This is a genomic window from Methylophaga muralis, assembly GCF_001720165.1.
Taxonomy (GTDB): Bacteria; Pseudomonadota; Gammaproteobacteria; order Nitrosococcales; family Methylophagaceae; genus Methylophaga; species Methylophaga muralis.
Genome location: NZ_MCRI01000001.1, coordinates 242285 through 268124, shown reverse-complemented (window position 1 = coordinate 268124; position 25840 = coordinate 242285). Strand labels below are relative to the sequence as shown.

Below are 25840 nucleotides of genomic sequence, written 5' to 3'. Positions count from 1 at the left end.
TAGCTTTAGCGAATTCAGCTTCATATAGGAAAAATTCCTAAAACAATGAATTTCACAGAGAGAAATGGAAGGATTTTAATGCGATAAATCACGATATTTTTGTGTGGTTATAAACAACCGTTTTGGTTTGTTCGTTTATTTCTTCTGAGGCCTTTTAAATAAAGGTCTTTTTAGTGCAGGTATCAAATGGTGGTTATATTTAGCCATCTATCTGGTTGTATACAAACTAATCTGTAACTTGTTGTTTCAATGAAAAAAATAATACGCTTTGTTGTTTAAATGCTACGAAAAAATAGAAATTTGTTAATTTTTGTAAGGTATTTTTGGGAACTTGCGCACAGATATTCAGGAGTAATGCCCTTTTATTTGTTAGTAAAACACTTAATTACTTATGAATAAGTGAGCAATTAAGTGAGGGTGTTGTAAAAAAGCCAAGTATTTGAAATGTTGACTTTGAATTGTTCTAGGTCAAGAAAAAGGCGGGAATTGCTTATAAATAGGATCAGGGTGATGGTATGATCGGTGAAAATTTCATTGTTGGAGAGTCAAATGCGTCATTCCCGTTCAATTATTACTGTGAGTATCATTATTGCCATTGCTGTATTTGTGGTGGCTGCCGTTTCATCTTTTATTTCTGGTAGCAGTGAACATTATGACCGTCCAAGTTCACCAGCTGAAGTAATTGAAAAGATGACTGAAGTAGGCGAGTCACTAACTGAAACGAATCAGATCGAAGAAACAACTGAATCCAGCGAGCAGCTTGCTGAAGCAGCGCAGCAAGAAGCAGAAGCTTTGGAAACCCGTACACAAGAAGAAGTTGTCGAGAATACAACCCAAGCCGTTGAAACAGCTATCGAATCTGCTCAAGAAACAAGCCAAAGTGTCACTGAGCGGGCTAATGAAGCTATTGCTGCCGCTGAAAATGCTGCTGCTGAAGGTCGAGCTGAAGCCGAAGCAAGACTGGAAGAGGTCACCAAAGAAGCAGGAATTTCGGAAGAACCAGCAGAAGTTGCTGCACCTGCAACAGTTGAGTCTAAAAACCACACCGTAACCGCTCAAGGTTTGATTTACGATCCTTTAGTTGTAACTATCGCACCGGGCGATTCGGTATCTTGGACCAACATGAGTACACATAATACCGAATCACTGGAAGGTTTGATTCCTGAAGGTACTGAGATGTGGATATCTGCGATGAGTGAAAACTACAGCCGCACTTTTACCGAAGAAGGCATCTACATTTATAAATGTACACCACATTTTGGTGCTGGAATGGGTGGCGTAATTATTGTTGGTAACCCAGTAAATCTGGATCAAATCAAAAGCTTTGATGCTAAAGGTGCAACTCGTCGTTTAGTTAATCGAGCCATTCAAGCCGCTGAAGCCATGTAAAAAATTTCCCCCGGTTCCACCCGGGGGATTTTTTTGTCCGAAATTCATCGCCAAGCTAACGGTTTTACTTTCATTAAAATTGCTTAATAGTTTGCATTTCAAAGGCTTATAAAGCGTGCTTAGCTTTTTTCTGACGAACACTAACACCTTTTGAAATTTTGCTGTATTCTTGCACGCTTCCTGACTGGTTAAGTGCTAACCATCAGGTTGCGGAGCGGTAGTTCAGTTGGTTAGAATGCTGGCCTGTCACGCCGGAGGTCGCGGGTTCGAGTCCCGTCCGCTCCGCCATTTTTATGGAAGACCTTCCCATCTAAGTTAAAGCTGTCTGGTTATCAAATTTGTTTCGATCTTTAATCGAGTGAAACAGGTGATACACCAGAGGAACCAGTAACAAACTCACCATCATCGAAAAGCTTAATCCCCATACCACGGCTATGGCCAACGGTTGCAACATTTCTGAACCTTCGCCAAATCCAATCGCCAGCGGCAACATCCCCATTACAGTACTTAATGTAGTCATCAAAATTGGCCGCAAACGCAATCTCACTGCTTCAATAACAGCTTCGGTTAAGTTGTTATTATGACGTCGTTCAAGCTCAATATAATTCACCAATAAAATTGCGTTATTCACCACAATACCTATCAACATGATAGTGCCCAGCCAGATTGGCATCGATAAGGGCAGATCAATCCAATAAATTCCCATAGCTACGCCAATGGCGGCAAACGGTACACTCAATAAAATTATTATTGGATTTAACAAAGACTCGTATTGGATTGCCATCACTACCAGAACCAGAAATAACGCCAGACCCAGCAAAATAAGATTTTGATATTGCTGCTGTTCCAAAGCTTCTCGTTGGCCGCCATCATAAATGGTATATCCGGTCGGCAACTCTATTTCTTGACGCATTTGATCCAGCTGAATCAATGCTTCACCCAATGTAGCGCCATCAGCCAAAGCAGCGGATAGCTCGACAATTCGCATCTGATTTTCCCGACGAATCCGAGAGGGTGTATCAAGCAGTTCTATTTCGGCAACATCACCCAAATATAACGGTGAGCTTCCATCCGACGAAGGAAACAGAATGATGGAACGTAATGCCTGCGGATTATTCATCTCTTCCTGTGGAAGCCTTAGACGGATGTCATAAGAGCGATTACCCTCGAGGAAATCACTGATAACACGACCCTGCAGAGCTGTTTGAGCTGCTTCAGCAAGATCCTGCATATCCAAACCCAGTTCCTGAGCTCTATCCCGATTCAGCTTGATTGAAATTTCAAAGCGTTCTTCCTCTGCAGAATGCTCTACATTCGTCAGTAAGGGAATTTGCCGCATTTTATCGGCGATCTCATCAGCGACGGTTTTCATTACTGCGAAATCCTCGCCTTGTAAGCGCAAGCTGATATCTTCATCACCACTATGAGTGCGTAATCCACGAATACCGCGCTGGAACAAAAATACCCGTAACCCGGCAATCTGTAATTCATCAATTTGTTTACGGATATCTTTTATCCATTCCTGGCTGGAGATATCTCGTTGGTCCGCTGGCACCAGTTCGATGGTCATTTCCGCGCGACTGGGTTCCTCACGTTGAGAACGTCCAAAAACGCTACCACCAACCAGAGTAAAGATGGTTTCCGTTTCTGGTTTTGCATCCATTATCTGTTCAATACGTTGAACATAACTATCCATTTCATCAACAGAAATGCCTGAATCTGAAACCATCCGCACTTCAATACGGCCATCATCAATATTCGGCAGCAAAATCTGATTACCACTGGTAAAGATGGGCAGACTTAAAGCAAATCCACCAATAAATAACGCAATAATAAGCAATTTAATTTTGAGGAAAAAACGAATGACCTTGCCATAGCCAAGCTGTAAAAATCCGATTAAGCCATCCATCATTTTTCGGATGGGGTTATTGCTGATTTGGGTGACTTTGGCGGCATAGGCTGGCACTAGCGTCAGTGCTATCACCATGGACGCAAAAATGGCCGCTGAAATAGTAAAGATCAATTCGCTGAACAAGAGGCCGGTTAAGCCCCCAATAAATAAAAACGGCAGAATAGCAGCAAGATTGGTAGAGGTTGAAGCGATAATCGGTCCATTAACTTCTGCAGCAGCGTGTGTGCCGGCTTCTAATGGCTTTTCATGTTTGCATTGATGGCGGTAGATGTTTTCCAGCATAACGATGGTGTTATCAACTAGCATGCCCACGCCTAATGCTAAACCGCCTAGCGTCATGATATTGAGTGTCAGTCCGCCAAGCCCCATCAATACAAAAGTAAACATAATGGCAATCGGGATAGCACTGCCGATGATCAGAGTACGCCGTAAATTACCGAGAAACAGATACACCACCAGCATAGCTAAGATTGCGCCACTGATGGCCGCGGTTGCAGCATTTTTCAAAGATTGCTTGATATACACCGATTGGTCGGTAACCGCCGTCACATTGATACCTGGGGGAATAACATTCTGCTCTTCAAGCCAATCCAGCTGCCGGTTTACCACCTCAACTACATTATTGGTATTAGCATTAGGCTGTTTTTGAATAGCCAATTTAATGCCGCTGATGCCATTAGCTCGGATCCGCAATCGTTCATCCTCACTGCTGTCCACAACCTTAGCGACTTCATGCAATTTGATGATGTTATTGTCTGTGCGGCCAATTGGCAGTTGGCGAATTGCTTCGACTGAATTCAGTCGACCCCCGATTCGTCCAGTAATTTCACTGCCAGGCATTTGTAATCGACCAATCGCAATATCATCGTTCGCGCTCTGGATTGTTTCAACGATATTCCGATAACTTAAACCCATTGCTGCCAGGCGTTGTTGATCGGGGATGATCTGAATTTCCCGTTCAACACCACCACCAATCTCCGCAGCGGCAACCCCAGGCAAATTAATAAACCATTTACTGAGAATATCGTCAGTCCAGGTCCGTAGATCGACCAAAGACATCAAATCTGAACTGACGACAAACTCAATAACGGGGATCTGCGAAGGATCGCGTTTGAATATTTCCGGTGGCTGAATCGAGTCGGGTAATTGTGTTTTGGCACGATCCAGTCGGGTGCTGGCATCGCGAAGTGCTACATCAATGTCTTTGCCATAATCGAAGGTAATATCGATTTCAACAATACCCAGATCAGTTGAGGATTGAACATTTAAGGCATCTTCAGTAATCGCCAGCTGCTCTTCGACAAACCGCGTGACCTGATCTTCCATGACGGTCGCCGGTACACCTTCATCCAGGATACGGATACGAATGTCGGGATAGATAATTTGTGGCAGCAAATCAATCGCCAAACGGCTCAGTACGGCTAAACCCAGCACAATTACTGTCATGGCAATCATTGATACCCCGATAGGGTGTTTAATCGACCATGCTGCCAGGCCGCCACCTTGAATTTTCATGGGGTATTCTCAATGTCCGTCAGGGGTAGCGGTTCCGTCGCAGAGGGAGCATTAACGATTTTGACTTCTTTGTTATCACGAAGATTGGTAAATCCACGGATTACAACTAATTCACCACCTTCCAAGCCATCTAAAATTTCTATTTGATCACCAATTTCGAGCCCGGTGGTCACGGGTGTCATTTGCACTTGATTGTTTGCACCCACTGTAAAGACATATTCCTCTTCAACAGAGCGGCGCAAAGCAATAAAGGGAACTAACAATCTTTCGGCTTGCTGACTGGTCAGTGTGACTCGAACAAACTGACCAGCTCGTGCGCCTGGAGGAACGGGTGTCAGGGCTATTTCAAGCGTGCCGGTTCGTGTTAAGGGATTGATATCTGGGTAAATTCGACTGATTCTGCCGGGCAGAGTTTGATGTTCGCTTTTACCGGCACGCAGCGCATCGATTTGAATACTGACCTCATCGCCAACCTGTAAATTATTTAATAGCAGTTCTGAAAGTTGGACTTCAGTAATCAATGTTTGCTGATCGGCAATGGTCATTAAATGGGAATAGCGCTCGGCAATATTGCCCGGTTCAGTATTTCGATGCGTCACAACGCCGGAAATGGGAGAGCGGATAACAAAATAAGAGAGGCGGGTCTGCAGCGCTTCTTGTTCTGCTTCTGCAACTGCCAGCTCCGTTTCGATACGGGTTAATTCATTTTGCGTGGTCAGTTTACGGGCAACCAGATCCTTAATTTGTGCCAGATCTGTTGCAGATTTTCGGGTTAAGGCTTGAGCACGGGTGAGTTGGGAGCGCAGCAAACGATCATCGAGTCTGGCGATAATTTGACCTTTTTCAACACGATCTCCTTCAAAAAATGGCAATTCAGAAACTTGACCCTCTTCCTGATTAAAGATTTGAATTTCCTGAATGGCTCTTAAACTGCCATTACGTTCTCTTGTAACAGAAATATCTTTTACTTCAGCACGGACGACTTCGACTAAATGCGGTTTGATTTGTGCTGTTGCTGTTGGTCTATCACGCTCACACCCTGTAAGGCTCAAAACAGTAAGCAGCAGAGCTGGCCATAATAGTTTTTGCTTCATTTAAAAGAATGATCTCGAATATTGGAGTAAAGCCGGGATAGGGAGTATTTAAGTCATTTTATGGGCAATTTTCCTATCCCTTAGTTCCTGGTCGATGTTATCCCATCAATGTGTCAAATTATGTAAAGAGGGCGTTTCCAGTGTGGTGATGCGAGGATTATGCATTGCCTGTTTTTTGTCAGCTGACGTGTTATAGCCCCAGTTAGCAAAAAATAACTTAATAGCTGACAGTGATGGCGTTTGAATCACATCCAGCAACGTCGGCAGCCGATCTTCAACAAACAAAATGGTTGCGATTGGGTTTAAACGTTGTAGATCTTCGAGGATTTGAGGTTTTTTCAGCTTACGATCCAAACCATAGATTTGTTGCGGCAAGATATTTATCTGATTGGCTGAGAGGATCTCGATGACAAAGCGCTCTTGTTTGGTGGTAATGATAAAGCGCTGCTGCAATGGGATTTGTTGTAAAAACTCTCTCACACCAGGATAAAGTGGATTCATCTCTATCCAGCTGGCAAGATCGGTTTTAATCCAGTTATCCCGATATTCACCAAACTGCTTTTTTAAATCAGCGACAGCTAGGTTCTCCCGAAGCAGAATAAGATTTATCTGCTTGGGAAAGTCATCAATTAGCAGATCTGATGGAGTGCCCTCATACAGCAATCGGCAAATTAAAATGGCCTCATAACCCGTTTCCATAACCGGTCTGACAACGCGAAAATCGCTGAGGATTTGCTCAGGCATTTGTGTTGGCATATCGGGCCAAATTTGGCTTGCCACTTGCCAACCACTGAGTCCTGTTTCAAGCGCGCTATCACAGAGAACACCATCAAAATCAAGCGCGAATAACTGGGTCTGCATGACTTTTAAAGCAAGCAATGCTCTGCATAATCACCCGCTTCATTAGCCGTCCAGTCACCTTTCGGTTTTTCTTTCATATGCACACACCAGGCATCTGAACCAACTTCAGGTGTGCAGGCTGAAAACAACACAGTTAAAAACGCAATAGCAAAAAAACGCTGAGTGTTCATTTTATGACTCCGAGAAGTTATTAAGCCGAGCGTTGATAAACGACTTTTCCCTGAAACAGGGTATGGCTGACTTGATGTTGAAACAACCATCCACCAAAAGGACTGTTTTTTCCGGCACTGATAAATGATGAAGGCTGACAGTCATATTGCACATCCGCATCGATAATACAGATATCGGCGCTGGCACCGACTTTAAGTTGTCCGGCATCGATGCCCAAAATCGCTGCTGGTTGGCAGGTCAAACTTGCAATAGCTTGATGCAAGGTGATTTCATCATCTTCTACCAATTTTAGTGTCAACGGTAACAAGGTTTCCAGTGCTGAAAGACCTGGTGTTGTCTCAGCAAACGGACCTAATTTGGCATCGGCATCCAATGGCTGATGATGAGACGAGACGGCTTGGATAACGCCATCGCGTAATCCTTGTTTGAGTTGTTCGCGATCTCGTACACCTCTCAACGGCGGCATAACATGACTGAAACTGTCGTAATTACCTAGATCATGTTCGCAAAGATGTAGATGATGAGCACTGACATCAGCAGTCACTGGCAGGCCACGTTCTTGTGCTTCACGAATAAGTTTGACCGCTTTGCCTGTTGATAAACTATGAAAGTGAGCGCGTACTCCGGTTTGTTCAATCAGAATCAAATCACGACTTACCGCGATAGTTTCGGCGCTTTCAGGGATACCGGATAACCCAAGTCGGGCACTGACCGTACCTTCGTGAACACAACCTTGTTTTTGTAGCCACGGATCGGCGGCGTTAATAAACACGGTTAAATCCAGCGTGGCTGCATATTCAAGTGCACGACGCCAAACCACGGTATTTTTGATTTCGGACACACCATTACTGACACCGACACAACCCGCCGCTTTTAGTGCAGCCATCTCGGCTAGCAGTTCACCATTTAATTTTTGTGTCAGTGCTCCGATGGTAAGCACCATCGTTCGGCCAGCTTTTTTGGCCCGATCTTCAATTAATTCCACTACCGCTGGTGTATCAATAACCGGATCAGTATCGGGGGGAACAGCCAATGTGGTAATACCACCAGCGGCTGCCGCACGAGTTTCACTTTCAATAGTCGCGGTATGCTCCTGACCGGGTTCACGTAATCTGGCACTCAGATCAACGAGTCCAGGACAGACGATTTTATTGTAGGCGTCGATTTCAATATCGGCATCAAAGCCAGCCACATCTTCAGCTATAGCCACAATCCGCCCATCTTCAATATAGACATTGTGATCAACATCCAGCTGGCTGGCAGGATCAATGACACGACCATTTTGAATACAAATCTTCATTATTCAATCTCTGCCTGTTCTGATTGGCTGGCTAGCGCCATCGACATAACGGCCATACGAATAGCGATACCGTGAGTGACCTGCTCGAGGATAACTGATTGCGGTCCATCGGCAACAGATGAGGCGATTTCAACGCCGCGATTAATAGGTCCTGGGTGCATCACAATGGCATCCGGTTTGGCGTATTTGAGCTTTTCTTCGGTCAGTCCGTAACAACGAAAGTATTCACGAGCACTGGGTAGTAATGCACCTTGCATACGTTCCAGTTGCAAACGAAGCGTGATGATTACATCAACGTCTTTCAAGCCAGAAGCCATGTCATGATAGACATGCACGCCTAATGTATGGCTGTCACGAGGTAATAAGGTTTGTGGCCCAATAACCCTAATTTCACCTACGCCAAGCGTCGCTAATGCCTGAATTTGTGAACGCGCAACCCGCGAGTGCAAAAGATCGCCGATGATAGCTACCCTAAGGTTGGCAAAGCCCTGTTTATGGCGACGAATGGTAAACATGTCCAGCATCGCCTGGGTAGGATGTGCATGACAGCCATCGCCAGCGTTGATGACACTGACATGAGGTGCAACATGCTGGGCAATAAACTCGGCAGCACCACTCTGATCATGGCGAACGACAAACATATCGGTATGCATGGCTTCGAGGTTATGCAGTGTATCGAGCAGGCTTTCGCCTTTGGAGGTAGCAGAGGTGCTGATATTAAAGTTCATCACATCCGCTGATAGGCGTTTAGCCGCAAGCTCAAAGGTAGAACGGGTGCGTGTACTGTTCTCAAAAAACAGATTGATAATGGTTTTACCGCGTAATAGCGGGACTTTTTTTACCTGGCGATGACTGATGCTGGAAAACTGCTCAGCTCGATCCATGATTTCGGTTAACAGTGGGCGTTTCAGACCTTCAATTGTCAGAAAATGCCGAAGCTGGCCACTCTCTGTCAGTTGATTACTCTGCATATGGCGCTCCTGCAGCGCGGATTTCCAACTGCAAACCCTCTTTATTACGTAATTTCAGATGTTGGTTACGGGGCAATATCACTGAGGCACCGACAATATCCGGTCGAATAGGTAATTCACGGCCATCGCGCTCAATCAGTACCGCGAGTGTCACACTGGCCGGACGCCCATAATCAAAAATCTCATTCAAAGCGGCTCGTGTGGTTCGGCCGCTGTAGAAAATATCGTCTACCAATACCAAATGACGATTATCAACCTCAAAGGGCAGGTCGGATGGAGACACTTGTGGATGCATGCCGATACGGGTGAAGTCGTCGCGATAATAGGCGATGTTCAAAGTGCCCAGAGGCGCATCAAAAAAGTCTTCTCCAAGAATATTCTGCAAAGCTTTTGCCACCCATACCCCACCAGTATGAATCCCCACCAGCAGAGGATCTTTATCGGCAAGTTCCTCGCGTATGGTTTCAGCCATTTCTTCGAGCAGGTTATTAATTTCCGCTGTAGTTTTGGGCATTGTCATTGTTGGTCCAACCATGATTGAAGAATAATTTGAGCCGAGAGTTTATCGACATCACTGCGTTTATCGGTCTGCATTTTACTGCGTATTCCCATTTGATCGAGCGCTTCAAAGGTAGTTAAACGCTCATCCTGCCAGACCACCGGAATATTAAATCGATTGTTCATGCGGTTGCCAAATTTACGCGCGGCAGCGGTCATTAATTGTTCTGTGCCATCCATATTCAGCGGCAAGCCAACAACAATCAGTCCAGGTTGCCATTCGGCCATTATTTTAGCGATGTTATCCCAGTCTGGAATACCATCCCGGGCGGACAGGGCGGCAATGCCTCTGGAGGAGTTTGTTAATTGATGGCCAACCGCCACACCAATGGATTTCATGCCAAAATCAAAGCCGAGAATGTTTTTATCAGAACTCATGCATGGCCTGTGGTATTAGACATCAGATTGATGTCGATGCCCAGTAATTTTGCTGCAGCATGCCACCGGTCTTCTGCACGGGTTTGATAGAGCAGTTCAGCGGTTGCCGCAACCGTCAGCCAACTGTTTTCGGCAATTTCCTGCTCCAATTGACCGGCTTCCCAAGCGGCATAACCCAGAGTAACAATGGAATTTGGTGGCCCTTTATCGGTACCTAATGACTCTAAAATATCGCTAGAAGTGGTTAAAAAGGTTTCATCGGTAATCTTCAGGGTATTTTTCCAGCGTTCACCGCCATCATGTACCACCATGCCTTGGTCTTTTTGTACTGGACCACCAAATAAGACAGCTGTGTTATTAGCCCATTCGGAATTATTGGTGATTTGCAGATGGTTGAGCAGCTCTCGCATCATGATTCGGGTGGGGCGGTTAATGATTAGACCCATCGCACCATCTTCATCGTGTTCGCACAGATACACCACCGAGTGATAGAAAAAACTGTCTATCAGCGTGGGCATGGCAATGAGGAAATGGTGTTTGAGATAGGTCATAAGCGTTAAAAGAACGTAAATCCGACCTGGAATAGTCGTTCTACTTCCTTGATATAGCGCTTGTTGGTCAAAAACAAAATGACATGATCTTCAGCTTCGATCATGGTATTTCGATGCGCGATGATAACTTCGTCACCCCGGACAATGGCACCGATTGAGGTGCCCGGTGGTAAATCGATTTCATCAATCCGTCGGCCTACTACCATTGATGAGCCTTTATCGCCATGAGCAATGGCTTCCAAAGCTTCGGCTGCACCGCGACGCAATGAATGTACCGCTACAATATCGCCACGGCGTATATGAGCGAGCAGGCTGCCGATAGTCGCTTGCTGTGGTGAAAGTGCAATATCGATGGTACCGCTTTCAACAAGGTCCACATATGCGGCACGATTGATTAATGATAAAACTTTGCGGGCACCAAGCCGTTTGGCGAGCATAGCCGACAAAATATTTGCTTCGTCGTCATTGGTCAAAGCACAGAACATATCCACATTGTCGATTTCTTCTTCGAGTAATAACTCCTCGTTAGCGACATCGCCCAGCAAGACAATACTTTTAGATAATTCTTCCGATAGATAATCGGCCCGGGCGCTATTCGCTTCGATAATCTTTATCTGATAGTCGTTTTCCAGGGCCCTGGCCAACCGGATACCAATGTTGCCACCTCCGGCCAGCATAATGCGTTTATAAGGTTTTTCCAGGCGGCGTAATTCAGCCATTACCGAGCGAATATCTTTACTGGCAGCGATAAAAAACACTTCATCATCGGCTTCAATGACGGTTTCGGCTTCCGGAAGTATGGCTTTGCCATTACGGAAGATTGCGGCCACACGGGTTTCGGTTTTAGGAATATGTTTACGCAAATCGCGTAGCGGATTACCGACTAACGGTCCGCCATGAAACGCTCTTACTGCGACTAATTGAACCAAACCGTCGGCAAAATCCAGTACCTGCAGGGCATTGGGGTGGCTGATTAGCCTTTCGATATATTCTGTGACCAATTGCTCAGGGCTAATTAATACATCAATGGCAAAGGCATCGTTGTTGAATAGTTCTGGTTTTCCAAGATATTCCGGTGCACGAATCCGGGCAATTTTGGTGGGGGTGTTGTAAAGCGTATGGCATATCTGACAGGCAACCATATTGGTTTCATCGCTATTGGTCACTGCCAGTACCAGATCTGCGTCAGCCGCTCCGGCCCGAGCCAGAACATCCGGATGTGAAGCTAGGCCTTGAATGGTTCGTATATCATAATGATCCTGGAGTTTGAGCAGGCTATTGGCGTCAGTATCCACTAAGGTGATGTCATCATCTTCACGGGCCAGCGTGGCAGCAACTGAGGCACCCACTTGACCGGCACCGAGAATGAGAATCTTCATTGCAAATCCTTAAACTTGTTTACTATCAATGCCTAGCGCCCGCAGTTTCCGGTATAGATGGGTGCGTTCCATCCCCGCTAATTTAGCGGCCTTACCTACATTACCATCGGTTTCCTGTAATTTTTGCAGCAAATAAATTCGTTCAAACTGTTCGCGTGCTTCACGTAACGGTTGATCAAAATTGATACCGGTTACATCATCGGCCTGGGGGGGCTGCTCGGCTTGCAGGGCGGATTCTACATCCTCAACATCAATATCATCTGAATCGCCGAGCACCAATAGTCGCTGGATAACATTTTTCAGTTCCAGCACATTGCCTGGCCAAGCATAATTTCGCAGACGATTCTGGGCTGCCACAGTAAAACGACGATAAGGCAGATCGGCCTGTGTGGTTTGCTGATCGACAAAGAAATGCACCAGTTCAGGGATGTCTTCAACATGATCGCGCAGAGCCGGTAATTGCAGCGTGATGGTATTCAGTTGATAAAACAAACCTTCACTGAAGTCACCGCGGGCAATCACTTTGTCTAAGCCAAGTTGGGTAGCGCAAATCAACTGACATTCTTTGAGGCGACCGCTTTCCAAGAGATGTTGCAGCAAAGCTTGAGCTTCATCACTGAGCAAGGCGACATCATTGATGTAAAGGGTGTTGTTTTGGGCCAGAGAAACTAGTTTATGACTATCAAGCGGGAAACTCTCAGGGCTGACTTCAATAAACTTACCGCTGTTGTATAAACCCAGTCGATGCAGATAATAAGCAAAGCAGTGTTTACCTGTACCGCCTTCACCAATCAGTAAAATCGGCATTTCATGACCGGCAACTCGTTCAGCCTGTTCACGAAGTTGTGCCATTTTTGGGCTTTTGCCAACAGGTTCCAAAGCAAACTCATGGCGTTGGGCTGCTTGTTTAGCGCGGTTTTCTATGGCTAATTCCACGGCGCGAAGTAATTTCGCCATCGATAACGGTTTTTCAATAAAATCACTGGCACCGGAACGGGTGGCTTCCACGGCAGTTTCGATAGTGCCATGTCCAGACATCATAACGATGGTAACACCAGGATTTTGTTGCTTGAATTCTTTGAGCAGGCTGATACCGTCAACATCAGGCATCCAGATATCTAGCAACACTAGTTGCGGTTGTTGCTGGGTAAAAACCAGCCGTGCTTCTTCTCCATTACTCGCGGTGACTACCCTGTAGGCTTCATCTTCGAGAATGTCTTTAATGAGCTCCCGGATATCCGGTTCATCATCTACAACTAAAATAAGTGGTTTTTCAGTACTCACGCCTAATCTTCCTCCAGTGGTAGCCGAATTATTATACCTGCTCCGTCGGGGTTAAGGTTTTCTGCCCAAACGTCCCCGCCATGTTCTTCGATAATTTTTTTGACTATTGCCAAGCCCAATCCGGTGCCTTTGATTTTGGTGGTGGCATAGGGCTCAAACAGTTTGTCCACCATGTCTTTTGGGAAGCCCGGCCCATGATCGTTAATGATGATTTCCAACCACGGTAAATGTTGCTGCATTATTAAGTGGTAACTGATCACTATATCAACGGATTTATTTGCTTCTTCGCTGGCTTCGATAGCGTTTTTCAACAAATTGTGGAATACCTGTCGCATCCGGTTTTTATCAACATTGACACGAATTTCAGCCGGACTGTTTAATAAGGTGAACTGATGGTTGGCATGACTTTGATACAAGGTCAAAACTTCACGGAGTAATTGGCCAATCGACACCTTTTCCAGTTGTAATCCAGGGCTACGGGCATAGTCGGAAAACTCGTTGACCATATCTTTCATTGCTTCAACTTGCTGCACAATCGTATCGGTGAGCTTTTGTAGTGTTTCGGTTTGATCAGGTGGTACCAACGAAGCATATTTATGTTGTAAACGTTCAGCCGATAGCTGGATTGGCGTTAACGGGTTTTTAATTTCATGCGCTAACCGGCGTGCTACTTCACCCCATGCCGCATTTCGTTGTGCCTGAAGCAATGTGGTGATGTCGTCAAACACGATGACCCAGCCAGTTTCGGCCGGTAAAGGCGTGCCATGGCACATCAGCGTTTGTCGCCCTTTGGTTTGCTGCAGTTCAATCTGCTGTTGCCAGGCAACAGCTTTGAAGGTGTAGTTTTGGATTAATAAGGAAAAGCTATGCAAATTATCGTTGAGCTTTCCTAAAGAATCCAAAGAGCTTTCCAAACGTTGCTGCAGATTAACACCAAGGATCTTGCTACTGGCAACATTCGCTGTTCGAAGATACAGATCGTTATCAATGGTAATGACACCACTGGATAAACTGCCAAGTACGGTGGTTAGATAGCTGGTTTGTTGTTCAAGTAACCGATGACTTCTGTCCGAGGCGTTTCGGGCTTGAGTAAGACGTTGTGTCATCTGATTGAATGAGCGCACCAGAAAGCCGATTTCATCGTGCCCCGAAGCGGTAAGTTGCATATTGTAGTTACCGGAAGCAACCGCCTGCGTACCGGCAGCCAGCTCTTGTAACGGCTGAACCATGCGCCGGGAAATCCAAACCGCAAACCAGATAGATGCCAGCATGGTCAGGAACACGATCAGACTTAAAGTTAAGGTAAAGATGGTGACCAATGGTTTGCGTAAATAACTCAATTCTTTGTAGTCGGTATAAGCATCCTGAACATTTTTACCCAGAGAGCTCAAATGATCATTAACCGGAAAAGACACATGGAGATACCGTTCTTCTGCCAGTATTGATTTACGGGGTAACATCACTGCAGCACTTAATTCCAGCTCATCATTCGCGGCCGGGTCCAGACCAATATAGTCTTCTCCCTGAAGCAAGCGACGAACGATGGAATCATCCGGTGCTTCAGGAATAAAAATAGCGGGATTTTCGATGCTGGAAACCACGAGTTGTCCATTAGTATTCCAAATAGTGATTTCCAGCGCGCCACTTAACTGTGTCAGTTCTCGCAAACTATGGGAAAGGCGTGCATCCGGTAATTCCGACAATACGCCAGCCATCATTCGGGTCTGCCTCAATAATGTGCGCATGCGGATACCAAAGGCATTACGACTTAATTCCAGCGAATCTTCTAACGCCTGCTCCACTTTTACATCGAACCAACTGTTGATGCCTCGTTGCAGAAAGTGAACAGAGAATCCGTAAACAATGCTGGTGGAGCCAACGATCAATAAGACAAATAAACTGACCAGTTTCAGTGTGAGTCGAGAACCAGGTGCTTTGCGTTTAAAATCGCGATAAAGCCGGTATAAGCCTCGGCCAAGAATGATGGCCAGCAGTAACAGACATACCAGCCCTAGTCCGAAGATATAGAGAAATAAATCGCTCAGTCTGGAAGTATCCTGGGTCGCCGCACTAAGTAGATAGGCCAGAACAAGTAATAATAAGGCCAGTGAAAAATACGGTGCGGTCCCGCTACTTAGTCCTCTAATTAATTGGAAGGCCATGCCACCTCATACCAGTCGCTGGCTAAGTCCCACTTACTGGACAAAAAGGCCCCTGGACGCATCGGTGATGGAAGGGCATTCAAATCAAGTTGACTGCGAAATCTTAGAATTAGGTTATCGGTTTCAAGAGTATGTTGGGGTGGCAGACTTAAATCTTTTATCTCTCCCATAGCATTTAATGCGCCCTCCATCGTAGGAAAATTACGATGGGTTTTAGTTGCCATGGAATGTAATAAATACTGTTGCGACAGATCGTGGTAACGCAACACATAACGTATTTCAGTTGACCAGATATTGTTGCGCCATTGCCACCATTCACCCAGCACCGGGTAAACCCGAATGAGTTGAATTTCCTGAACAAAGGTGATGGGTACGCCGTTATAGAGCGCTTCTTTTACCCGAGCGTTTAGTGGGTAATTAATTTCGGCATTCAGTAAATAGCCATTGCCGGCGGGAGAGGTGTGTGCATCAGCTATGTAAAACGATTCTGCCTGAACGGTTTGTACCGATACAAACACAAATACAATAGACGTCAGTAGACGTTTAACGGTGACGTAAGCAGGCATAATAGAAACCATCCAGATCGTTATCTCCCGGTAGCAATTGATAGCCGAAGCCTGCTCTTCGTGCTGGAGCCATCGCTGGAATATGCTCCATCGCATCAGGCTGACGTAACAAAAATGCTTCTATCTGTAATTCGTTTTCCTGCTTAAATGCAGAGCAGGTGGTATAAACCAGCAAGCCATCGGGTTTCAGTAATGGCCACAATTTATCCAGTAAATCTTGTTGTTGTCGTGCTAATTGCTGGATATCCTCATGCTTTCTGAGCAGCTTGATATCCGGATGCCGACGAATGACTCCACTGCCGCTGCACGGCGCATCGATCAATATACGGTCAAATTGCTCACCATTCCACCAGTTTTGTGTGTCGCTGGCATCTGCTGCCAAACAAGTTGCACTCAAATGTAATCGAGACAGGTTTTCGTCGACCTGTTTAAGCCGCTCATCACTGATATCAAGCGCCGTCACATGGTTGGTCGGAAATCTTTCCAGAATATGACAGGTTTTTCCGCCGGGAGCTGCACAAGCGTCTAAAATGCGCAGCCCTTGCTGTAAATCAAGTAAATCAACAACTTGTTGCGCAGCACCATCCTGGACCGATACGGCACCATCGACAAATCCCGGCAAGCTAAAAACATCACAGGCTTGTTCCAATAAAATGCCTTGAGCACAATTTTCAATCGCTGAGGCGGCGATGTTGGCCGCTGCTAATAATTCCAAATACTCTGTTTGTGAATATTCTCGGCGATTGACTCGCAGCATCATTGGCGGCTGCTGGTTATTAGCCTCCAAAATCTGCTGCCAGTGATCCGGCCAATCGCTTTGGTATTTTTCAATCAACCAGGCTGGGTGAGCAAAGTTGCTGACTAGCTGTTGTTTAACGGATTTTTCCAGTACATCTTGTTGACGCTGATAATTACGCAGACAGGCATTGATTAATCCGCTGGCCCACTGTTTGTTGAGCAGTTTGCTGGCGTTAACGGTTTCAGACAATGCTGCATGATCTGGAATTCGCAACGAGCGCAGTTGATAGATGCCCATCAGCAATAAGGCAAAAACATCTCCGTCTTTAGTCTTTAGTGGTTTGGACAGTAATTGCTTGCCTATGAACTCAAGCGTGGGATACCAGCGAACCACACCATAACTGAGCTGTTGAAATAGGCTGCGTTGAGATTCATCCAAACGCTTGCTGATATCCACAAAAGCAGTATTTAACGATTGACCCTGAGTGACTCGCTGAATGACCAAGGCAGCTGCACTACGTGCACATAAGGTTTTACTTTTAGCCAAAATGATCACCGGCTTTTAAGACATGAGCATTGAGAAAGTCTCTGACCGGCATGGCTTTTTTCCCCGGAGCCTGGAGCGTTAATACTCGGATGACTCCGTCTCCAGTAGCAATATCAATTCCATCACGATCGATCTGGATAATCGTGCCAGGTATTGCCTTTGGATCGTGATGGTCAATCATGGCAGCGTTCCAGATTCTCAGCATTTTGTCTTGCCAGAGTGTTTGGGCCACCGGCCAGGAATTAAATGCACGGATTTGGCGATCGATTTGCAGAGCAGATTGTAACCAGTCGATGTTGGCTTCGGCTTTTTGTAATTTTGCAGCATAACAACTTTCAGCATCATTTTGCGGGCTGGCTTTAGCTTGTAATTGCTCAAAATTATTCAGAGTTTCAAGTAGCGTATCTGCTCCGAGTTTGGCAAGTTTATCGTGCAGTTGCTCACCGGTATCGGTAGCTTCGATGGGTATTTCCGCGCGCTGCAGAACGGGGCCGGTATCGAGTCCGGCTTCCATTTGCATAATACAAATCCCGGTTTTACTGTCTCCAGCCAGAATTGCACGTTGAATCGGCGCTGCACCGCGCCAGCGTGGTAACAAAGAGGCGTGAACATTGATACAGCCTAATCGAGGAGTGTCTAAAACAATTTGTGGCAGCAACAGGCCATAAGCCACCACAATCATTAAATCAGCCTGATAACGGGCAAGTTTTTCCCTATCGGTTTCTTGTTTGAAATTGAGCGGTTGTTCAACAGTAATATGATGTTGTAACGCGAGTTGTTTTACCGGGCTGGCGGTCAGTTTACGACCACGACCAGCAGGTCGATCCGGTTGTGAATAGACTGCGCAGATTTCATGTTCAGTCGTCAGTAAAGCAGCCAGCGTGGTTGCAGCAAAGTCAGGGGTGCCGGCAAAAATGATGCGCATGGATATCCTTATAGTTTTTGTTTCTGGTGTTTCTCCAGCCGTTTTTTGATGCGTTGACGTTTGAGATTACTTAAATAATCAACAAATAACTTGCCTTCCAGGTGATCCATTTCATGCTGAATGCAGGTAGCCAAAATGCCGTCCGCCTCCATTTCAAACAGTTCACCTTGCAGATTTAATGCGCGAACGCGAATCTTATCGGCACGGGTAACCATCTCATAAGCTTCTGGAACAGACAGGCAGCCTTCTTCGAAATCACGTTCACCTTCTGTGACCAGTAATTCCGGGTTGATTAGAAACAACGGGCTGTCTTTTTCTTCTGAAACATCAATGACGATTAAACGTTTTTGTTCGTTGACCTGAGTTGCCGCCAGACCAATGCCCGGAGCATCGTACATGGTTTCCAGCATGTCGTGAGCCAGCTGCCGAATGTCGTCATCAACCTTCTTTATCGGCAAGGCTTTCTGGCGCAGCCGGGGATCGGGGAAATGCAATATATTTAATAAAGCCATGTTAATACCTGCAATGAATCAATGAAGCAGCAGTTTTTGTTAGTTCAAACTTGCGTAGTAAGCGGCAAGGTTTGCAATATCTTCATCTGATAAGTTTGTAGCCTGCATCTGCATAATAGCCGCCATACCACCTTGACGCTGTTTATCACGGTAGGCTTTGAGTGCTGACTCTAAATACTCAGCATTCTGTCCGGCGAGATTAGGATAAACCGGCATAATTGCAATTCCATCGGCACCATGACAGGTTGCGCATACGGCTGATTTAGCTTTACCCGCGGATACATCACCTGCTGCACTGACTAATGCACTCATACTACTTACAGTAAAACCAAGGATAATGCAGGCCGTTAATTTCATCTTGTACTCCGTCAATATGGCTGGCCTTGTCAGGCAGAAAAAGTTTAACCAGTCGAGATATCGACACATTATAAACCAAGTTTGTTGCCTGATTACTTGATTAGTGCAAACGCTTATTAGACACTATGAGCCGTTGCTGTCTGTCCAGGGATATGGCTGCCCTGTAAGCGTCCATGAGGATTTTATGATGATGCGTCACATCTGCTTGGGTTTAATGGCCCTTTTGATGAGTTCTACGTTGTTGGCAAACCAGGTAGCCCTTAATCCAAACCATCCTGAACGTTATGTGGTGGTCAAAGGCGATACGCTTTGGGATATATCAGCAAAATTTCTCCAATATCCCTGGCATTGGCCTGAAATATGGCAGGTCAACCCACAAGTCGAAAATCCCCACCTTATCTTTCCCGGCGATGAATTAACGTTGGTCTACCGTGATGGTCGACCAGTACTAGAGTTAAATCGTGGCCAGCAGACTTTCAAGCTTTCGCCTGAAATGCGTGAAATCAGAATGGATGAAGCAATCCACACCATTCCCTTATCAATTATTCGTCCGTTTTTAACCAAACCGCGGGTGGTAGGAACAGAGGTATTGGATGCGGCCCCTTATGTAGTCTCGACAGCAGATGAAAGGTTGCTATCCGGTGCGGGTGATTATGTGTATGTGCGGGGTATCACCGATCCGGATGATACTGAGTTTAGTGTGTTTCGCGGCGGGAAGATTTATTTTGATCCTAACACCGGTGAAGAGCTGGGTGTGGAGGCAATCTACTCTGGCGATGGAGTAATAAAACAACCGGGAGAAATCTCCACTCTGGATTTAACCTATACCGATCGTGAAGTCATGGTAGGTGATAGATTATTAGCCATTGAAGAAGAAGATTTTGAACTCAACTTCTTTCCAAGAGCTCCTTCCCAGCCGATGGAAGGCATGATTATTTCGGTTTTTGATGGCGTCTCGCAAGTCGGACAATATCAAATAGTGGTGTTAAACCTGGGCACTCGCGATGGTCTGGAAAGTGGCCATGTTCTGTCGGTTTATAAAGCCGGAAAAACTATTCGAGACACGGTCAGTGCTGATCGAAAAGCGACAGTAACATTACCTGATGAGCATGCCGGTGAAGCTATGGTATTCAAGCTTTATGACAAAGTAAGCTATGCCATCGTGATGAAAGCGACAACCTCCATGCATCTGTTTGACAAGGTGCGTTCTGCAGAATAAAGGAAACAGCTTGCATAGATTCTCTGATTCGCAACTGTTCTTAGCATGTCATCTGGCCTTACAGCGCATTCCCGGTGTCGGGCCAGTAACCTTTAATAAGCTGGTAAATCAGGTTCATCACCCAGCAGATATTTTCCGTGAAACCCGACTGTTAAAAGGTATTGATCAGACAGTTCTAAAGTTATTGCAATCTCCTGACTGGGATCAGGTAGAGCGGGATCTTGAATGGTTATCGGCAGATAACCGCCACGTCATTGATCAGCAGCACCCATCTTATCCAGAGTTGTTAAAGCAGATAGCGGATCCTCCTGCATTATTGTTTGTGCAAGGTGATGTCACCTTACTCAGTAAGTGGCAGTTGGCTATTGTCGGCAGTCGAAATCCATCAGCATCTGGACGTGATAGTGCATTTGAGTTCGCCCGCTATTTGGTGCAGGGCGATATCGTGATTACCAGTGGATTAGCCACTGGAATTGACGCAGCAGCACATAAAGGCGCTTTAGCTGCATCGGGTAGAACCATTGCCGTGATTGGTACCGGATTGGATCGAGTGTATCCGGCTGCACATCGTGACTTGGCACATCATATCGCTGAGAATGGAGCCATTGTTTCTGAGTTTCCGCTTGGTACGTCTCCTAAAGCTGAAAATTTTCCCCGCCGTAATCGCATTATCAGTGGATTAAGTTTAGGCACGCTGGTGGTTGAGGCCGCCGTAAAAAGCGGATCATTGATAACGGCAAGAATGGCGATGGAACAAGGCCGGGAAGTTTTTGCTATTCCTGGTTCCATTCATAACCCGTTATCTCGAGGCTGTCATCAATTGATACGGGAAGGAGCCAAGCTGGTTGAAACGGCAAATGACATTATCGAAGAGCTTGGGGCCTTGGCTGGAGTGATACCGCAAACTGATCAAAATATTGATCAAGCAGAAGAGGTTGCCGGGGCAGCGGAATTTGATGAAGATTATCAGCAACTGTTTGAGTTTTTGGGTTATGACCCTATCCACATCGATATACTTATTGACAAAAGCGGATTGACGGTTGATGCCGTTTCATCCATGCTGTTATTACTGGAGCTGCAAGGTCAGGTTGCATCATTGCCCGGAGGACGATACGTCAGAACCGGAACCTGATCGGGCCCACAATAGAGAAGCCGATGAAAGAAAATGTAATTGATGTGTTGCTCTATCTGTTCGAAAACTATATCGATACTGAAGATAGCAGCCAACCTGATAAAGATGTCCTGGAACTTGAATTAGAGCAGGTAGGCTTTCAGGAATTAGAGATACACAAAGCACTTGATTGGCTTGACAACATGACTGTGGTGGCACCGCAGACAGACATTCCCAATACACATATCCGTGTTTTCAGTGACAGTGAAATAGAGCGTCTCGATATTCATTGTCGTGGCTATTTATTGTTTCTGGAACAGGTTGGTGTTTTGGATGTCGAAACCCGCGAAGTTGTTATTGAGCGTGTGTTGGCCTTGGATAGTGAAGAAATTGATCTGGAACAGCTTAAATGGGTCGTGCTCATGGTGCTGTTCTACCAACCGGGCAGGGAAGTCGCTTATGCCTGGATGGAAGATTTAGTGTTTGAAGATTTGGAAGCGGTTATTCACTGAATTTGACCGCTCTTATTATGCATAACACTGCCCGTTTTACACGGGCAGTGTTATTTAGAGCGTCTATTTTTGGTACAGGATTTTATGGGAAAAAAACTCGTCATTGTTGAGTCACCGGCCAAGGCCAAGACCATCAAAAAATATCTGGGCAAAGATGTAGAAGTCTTGGCATCTTATGGTCATGTCCGGGATTTACTGCCTAAAGAAGGTGCAGTCGACCCGTCGAATGATTTTGCAATGAAATATCAGATTATCGATCGCAACAGTAAACATGTTGAAGCGATTGCTAAAGCGATGAAGAAAGCCGACACGCTCTATCTGGCAACGGATCCGGATCGTGAGGGAGAGGCTATCTCCTGGCATTTGTATGAGTTATTAAAAAAGAAAGGCGTATTAAAAGATAAAGAAACCTTTCGTGTTGTTTTCCACGAGATCACCAAACAAGCCGTCAATGATGCGGTAGCGAATCCACGCGAACTGTCGATGGATTTGGTCAATGCTCAGCAAGCGCGTCGAGCGCTCGATTATCTGGTTGGCTTTACCCTTTCGCCACTGTTATGGAAAAAAGTTCGTCGAGGCTTGTCTGCGGGCAGGGTACAAAGTCCAGCGCTTAGAATGATTGTCGAGCGAGAACTGGAAATTGAAGCTTTCAAAGCTCAAGAATATTGGACCATCGAAGCTGATGCTGCAGCTGAGAAAATACCGTTTCAAGCAAAATTAACCCAATACAAAAATGAAAAACTTAGTCAGTTCAGTATTGAACATACTGAGCAGGCAGATGAAGTCGTTAAAACATTAAATAAAGCTTCTGAAGGCAAACTGTTAGTTACTCACGTTGAGAAAAAACAACGTAAACGTAATCCCGCTGCACCATTCACCACTTCAACATTGCAACAGGAAGCTTCCCGTAAATTAGGCTTTGGCGCACAGCGCACCATGAGTGTTGCTCAACAGTTATATGAAGGTGTCGATACTGGCGAGGGTGCAGAAGGTTTAATCACCTATATGCGTACCGACTCGGTCACGCTGGCGGCAGAAGCGATCGAAGAGATCCGCATATTTATCGGTCAGCGATATGGCGCTAAATCGGTACCGAGCAAGCCGCAGGAATATAAAACCAAATCCAAAAATGCCCAAGAAGCGCATGAGGCGATCCGCCCAACCTCAGTGTTGCGCACGCCAGATGAAATGAAGGCGTATTTATCTGCCGATCAACACAAACTGTATAACCTGATATGGCAGCGTACTTTAGCCAGTCAGATGATCCACGCGACTTTGAATACCGTCGCGGTGGATTTGGGCTGTGGCAAGGGAAATACTTTCCGTGCCAACGGTTCTACCGTAGTTAACCCTGGCTTTATGAGTGTTTATCTGGAAGGTAAAGACGATACCAAAGGTGATAAAGACGAAACTATTTTGCCGCCGATGGAAGTCGGAGAAGTTATCGACTTAATTGCCATCCGTCCTGAGCAGCATTTTACTGAGCCACCACCGAGATACAGTGAAGCCAGTCTGGTCCGCAGTCTTGAAGAGCATGATATTGGCCGTCCATCAACCTATGCCAGCATCATTTCCACCCTGTTGCAACGTGAATATGTTGAGTTAATTACAAAACGCTTTCATCCAACCGATGTCGGGCGTGTTGTCGGCAAGTTTCTGGTTGAGCATTTTACTCGCTATGTGGACTATGACTTTACCGCCAAATTGGAAGATGATCTGGATGCGGTATCGCGCGGCGAGGCGGAATGGATCCCCTTATTACGTAATTTCTGGGGACCGTTTAAAGAACAGGTCGAAACCAAGGATAAAGAAGTTCAGCGTAGCGATGTGACGCAAGAACTGTTGGATGAAGACTGCCCAAAATGCGGCAAAAAATTATCCAGCCGGTTGGGCCGAAGTGGCCGATTTATCGGTTGTACCGGTTACCCTGAATGCGATTACACACGCAACATTGATGGCGAAGAAACTACTGCAAGTGAACCTGAAGTAGTTGAAGGTCGTAAATGTCCTAAATGTGAATCAGATCTCTGGGTACGTACCGGAAAGTATGGCAAATTCATCGGCTGCAGCAGCTATCCGAAATGCAAGCATATTGAATCATTGGAACAGCCGGATAAAACCGGTGTTGAATGCCCGAAATGTAAAAAAGGTGAGATCCTTACCCGTAAGTCCCGACGCGGCAAGGTGTTCTATTCCTGTTCGGAATACCCAACCTGTGATTATGCGATATGGAATGAGCCGGTTGCCGAGCCGTGTCCTAACTGTAATTGGCCGATTTTGAGTATCAAAACCACCAAGAGTAAAGGCACAGAAAAAGTCTGTCCGCAGAAAGAGTGCGGTTACAGCGTCAAAGTGGAAGATGCATAACAAAAAAAGGGACGTGAAAACGTCCCTTTTTTATCTTCTCAGACTCAGCGATTACTTTTTCTTATCGGAATGACCTAAATCCTGCTCGGGAGCAATAACATCACGAACACGTTGTTTCAGCTCGGTAATATCCGGGAAGCGACCTTCCTGTTTTCTTGACCAAACCAACTCACTATCCGCCGTTACTTCAAACACTCCGCCGGTACCCGGTTTCAGCGTTAATTCTGCAATCTCGCCATCAAAAGTACTGAGTAATTCTTGGGCCATCCAAGCTGCTCTGAGCATCCAACGGCATTGTGTGCAATAGGTAATCGTAATGTTGTGCATTAATCAGCTTTGATGGCTTCAAAAGTTTGACTGGCCAGCTCCATTGCTTGAGATGTTTCAGCAGCAAGCACATTAAAATGACCCATTTTGCGACCAGCACGTGCTTCTTTTTTTCCGTATAAATGCAGCTTGATATCGGGCTGGGTAAGCAGTTTATTCCAGTGTGGCTGGCTATTGCCCCACACATCACCTAATAAATTAATCATCACAACAGGCGAGATAAGCTCAGCATTTCCAGCGGGCAAACCGCAAAGCATTCTTACTTGTTGTTCAAATTGTGATGTGCGACAAGCATCCAGGGTGTAATGGCCGGAATTATGTGGTCTCGGTGCGATTTCATTAGCAATAATGTCACCTTGTTTCGAGACGAAAAATTCGACTGCCATGGTGCCAACGTATGCAAGGCCTTCAGCAATTTTACTGGCCATTTCAATCGCCGTTTGCTGAAGTGATTCTGCCGCAATGCTCGGCACAGTGGTCGAATGGAGGATGCCATTGATGTGCACATTTTCGGCAACAGGGAAAGGTGTTATCTGTCCATCCTGGCCACGAGCCAACACAACGGATATTTCACGTTCCAGATCAATACGCTGTTCCAGAACACATTCTTTTTGACCCATTGCATCAAATGCTGCATACACGGCTGATAAATCTTCACAAACAATCTGACCTTTTCCATCGTAGCCAAAAGTCGCTACTTTCAGGATGGCCGGGAAAGAAATCTGACTGCCGAGGTTATCAATATCGTCACTGCAGTTAATTTTGACAAATGGCACGGTAGCGATGCCCTGAGCACGAATAAAGTTTTTTTCAACATTACGGTTTTGCGTGCTGGCCAAAGCCGTTGATGAGGGATGAACAACAGTGCGTTGCTCAAGAAATGCCAAGGTGCTGGCAGGAATGTTTTCAAATTCGGTAGTGATCGCTGAACAAAGTTGGGCAAGTTCGGCGAGGGCTGATTCATCGGTATAAGCCGCACAGATATGTTGATCAGCAATAATGCCTGCTGGACTGTTTTTATCCGGATCCAGCACAATGACTTTATAACCCATTGTCTGAGCTGCGGTGGTAAACATGCGACCTAATTGGCCGCCGCCCAGCATTCCTAGTGTGGCACCTGGTAAGATCATTTAC

24 protein-coding genes and 1 tRNA gene are annotated in these 25840 nt (G+C 45.8%); 6 read left to right on the top strand and 19 right to left on the bottom strand.

Annotation, left to right across the window (positions count from 1 at the left end; genetic code table 11):
- The first annotated feature begins 549 nt into the window (after nt 1-549).
- Complete coding sequence (locus A9E74_RS01260; protein WP_069294853.1) at nt 550-1389, top strand: plastocyanin/azurin family copper-binding protein; 840 nt, start codon at nt 550-552, stop codon at nt 1387-1389.
- A gap of 211 nt (nt 1390-1600) precedes the next feature.
- A tRNA-Asp gene (locus tag A9E74_RS01255) sits at nt 1601-1677 on the top strand.
- Nucleotides 1678-1699: 22 nt separating this feature from the next.
- Here the strand turns inward: A9E74_RS01255 and A9E74_RS01250 are convergent.
- From A9E74_RS01250 to A9E74_RS01175, 17 genes are all read right to left on the bottom strand, one after another.
- Nucleotides 1700-4816, bottom strand: a complete 3117-nt coding sequence (locus tag A9E74_RS01250) for an efflux RND transporter permease subunit (protein WP_069294852.1) — start codon at nt 4814-4816, stop codon at nt 1700-1702.
- A complete protein-coding gene (locus A9E74_RS01245; RefSeq protein WP_069294851.1) occupies nt 4813-5910 on the bottom strand; it encodes an efflux RND transporter periplasmic adaptor subunit in 1098 nt (365 codons plus the stop codon). The genes A9E74_RS01250 and A9E74_RS01245 overlap by 4 nt, the downstream gene beginning before the upstream one ends.
- A gap of 105 nt (nt 5911-6015) precedes the next feature.
- Nucleotides 6016-6789: an HAD family hydrolase gene (locus A9E74_RS01240; protein ID WP_245651996.1), complete on the bottom strand. Its 774-nt coding sequence runs from the start codon at nt 6787-6789 to the stop codon at nt 6016-6018.
- Complete coding sequence (locus tag A9E74_RS13965; RefSeq protein ID WP_084002800.1) at nt 6777-6941, bottom strand: DUF3012 domain-containing protein; 165 nt, start codon at nt 6939-6941, stop codon at nt 6777-6779. The genes A9E74_RS01240 and A9E74_RS13965 overlap by 13 nt, the downstream gene beginning before the upstream one ends.
- A gap of 20 nt (nt 6942-6961) precedes the next feature.
- Nucleotides 6962-8242, bottom strand: a complete 1281-nt coding sequence (locus tag A9E74_RS01235; RefSeq protein ID WP_069294850.1) for a dihydroorotase — start codon at nt 8240-8242, stop codon at nt 6962-6964.
- Nucleotides 8242-9213 (bottom strand): aspartate carbamoyltransferase catalytic subunit, encoded by a 972-nt coding sequence (locus A9E74_RS01230; protein ID WP_069294849.1) that lies wholly within the window; start codon nt 9211-9213, stop codon nt 8242-8244. The genes A9E74_RS01235 and A9E74_RS01230 overlap by 1 nt, the downstream gene beginning before the upstream one ends.
- On the bottom strand, nt 9203-9733 hold the full coding sequence (gene pyrR, locus A9E74_RS01225; RefSeq protein ID WP_069294848.1) for a bifunctional pyr operon transcriptional regulator/uracil phosphoribosyltransferase PyrR: 531 nt from the start codon (nt 9731-9733) through the stop codon (nt 9203-9205). The genes A9E74_RS01230 and pyrR overlap by 11 nt, the downstream gene beginning before the upstream one ends.
- The gene (gene ruvX, locus A9E74_RS01220; protein WP_069294847.1) at nt 9730-10149 is read right to left on the bottom strand and encodes a Holliday junction resolvase RuvX; all 420 of its coding nucleotides are present in this window, start codon (nt 10147-10149) and stop codon (nt 9730-9732) included. Before ruvX ends, pyrR begins: the two co-directional genes overlap by 4 nt.
- The gene (locus A9E74_RS01215; RefSeq protein WP_245651995.1) at nt 10146-10667 is read right to left on the bottom strand and encodes a YqgE/AlgH family protein; all 522 of its coding nucleotides are present in this window, start codon (nt 10665-10667) and stop codon (nt 10146-10148) included. The genes ruvX and A9E74_RS01215 overlap by 4 nt, the downstream gene beginning before the upstream one ends.
- Before the next feature lie 38 nt (nt 10668-10705).
- On the bottom strand, nt 10706-12079 hold the full coding sequence (gene trkA, locus A9E74_RS01210; protein WP_069294845.1) for a Trk system potassium transporter TrkA: 1374 nt from the start codon (nt 12077-12079) through the stop codon (nt 10706-10708).
- A 9-nt stretch (nt 12080-12088) separates the two neighbouring features.
- Entirely contained in the window at nt 12089-13363 is a 1275-nt protein-coding gene (locus A9E74_RS01205; RefSeq protein ID WP_069294844.1) for a sigma-54-dependent transcriptional regulator, read from the bottom strand.
- Nucleotides 13364-13365: 2 nt separating this feature from the next.
- Entirely contained in the window at nt 13366-15525 is a 2160-nt protein-coding gene (locus A9E74_RS01200; RefSeq protein ID WP_069294843.1) for a sensor histidine kinase, read from the bottom strand.
- Nucleotides 15510-16091, bottom strand: coding sequence for a DUF4390 domain-containing protein (locus A9E74_RS01195; RefSeq protein ID WP_245651994.1), 582 nt, complete (start codon nt 16089-16091; stop codon nt 15510-15512). Before A9E74_RS01195 ends, A9E74_RS01200 begins: the two co-directional genes overlap by 16 nt.
- Complete coding sequence (gene rsmB / locus A9E74_RS01190; RefSeq protein WP_245651993.1) at nt 16069-17385, bottom strand: 16S rRNA (cytosine(967)-C(5))-methyltransferase RsmB; 1317 nt, start codon at nt 17383-17385, stop codon at nt 16069-16071. The genes A9E74_RS01195 and rsmB overlap by 23 nt, the downstream gene beginning before the upstream one ends.
- A complete protein-coding gene (gene fmt / locus A9E74_RS01185) occupies nt 17369-18301 on the bottom strand; it encodes a methionyl-tRNA formyltransferase (RefSeq protein WP_069294840.1) in 933 nt (310 codons plus the stop codon). Before fmt ends, rsmB begins: the two co-directional genes overlap by 17 nt.
- An 8-nt stretch (nt 18302-18309) precedes the next feature.
- On the bottom strand, nt 18310-18813 hold the full coding sequence (def, locus tag A9E74_RS01180; protein ID WP_069294839.1) for a peptide deformylase: 504 nt from the start codon (nt 18811-18813) through the stop codon (nt 18310-18312).
- 39 nt (nt 18814-18852) lie between these two features.
- Nucleotides 18853-19170 carry a c-type cytochrome gene (locus A9E74_RS01175; RefSeq protein ID WP_069294838.1) on the bottom strand — a complete coding sequence of 106 codons (318 nt, stop codon included), beginning with the start codon at nt 19168-19170 and terminating at the stop codon, nt 18853-18855.
- Nucleotides 19171-19357: 187 nt separating this feature from the next.
- Between A9E74_RS01175 and A9E74_RS01170 the strand changes: the two genes are divergently transcribed.
- The 4 genes from A9E74_RS01170 to topA all read left to right on the top strand — a co-directional run bounded on the left by A9E74_RS01170 (nt 19358) and on the right by topA (nt 24379).
- On the top strand, nt 19358-20389 hold the full coding sequence (locus tag A9E74_RS01170) for a LysM peptidoglycan-binding domain-containing protein (RefSeq protein WP_084002799.1): 1032 nt from the start codon (nt 19358-19360) through the stop codon (nt 20387-20389).
- Between the two features lie 10 nt (nt 20390-20399).
- Complete coding sequence (gene dprA, locus A9E74_RS01165) at nt 20400-21521, top strand: DNA-processing protein DprA (RefSeq protein WP_084002798.1); 1122 nt, start codon at nt 20400-20402, stop codon at nt 21519-21521.
- Nucleotides 21522-21544: 23 nt separating this feature from the next.
- Nucleotides 21545-22012: a Smg family protein gene (locus A9E74_RS01160; RefSeq protein WP_069294836.1), complete on the top strand. Its 468-nt coding sequence runs from the start codon at nt 21545-21547 to the stop codon at nt 22010-22012.
- 84 nt (nt 22013-22096) lie between these two features.
- Entirely contained in the window at nt 22097-24379 is a 2283-nt protein-coding gene (gene topA, locus A9E74_RS01155; protein ID WP_069294835.1) for a type I DNA topoisomerase, read from the top strand.
- A 51-nt stretch (nt 24380-24430) separates the two neighbouring features.
- On the opposite strand, the gene A9E74_RS01150 is transcribed toward topA, so the two are convergent.
- Nucleotides 24431-24706, bottom strand: a complete 276-nt coding sequence (locus A9E74_RS01150; RefSeq protein WP_069294834.1) for an Rdx family protein — start codon at nt 24704-24706, stop codon at nt 24431-24433.
- Entirely contained in the window at nt 24706-25836 is a 1131-nt protein-coding gene (locus tag A9E74_RS01145) for a 5-(carboxyamino)imidazole ribonucleotide synthase (RefSeq protein ID WP_069294833.1), read from the bottom strand. Before A9E74_RS01145 ends, A9E74_RS01150 begins: the two co-directional genes overlap by 1 nt.
- Between the last annotated feature and the right edge of the window lie 4 nt (nt 25837-25840).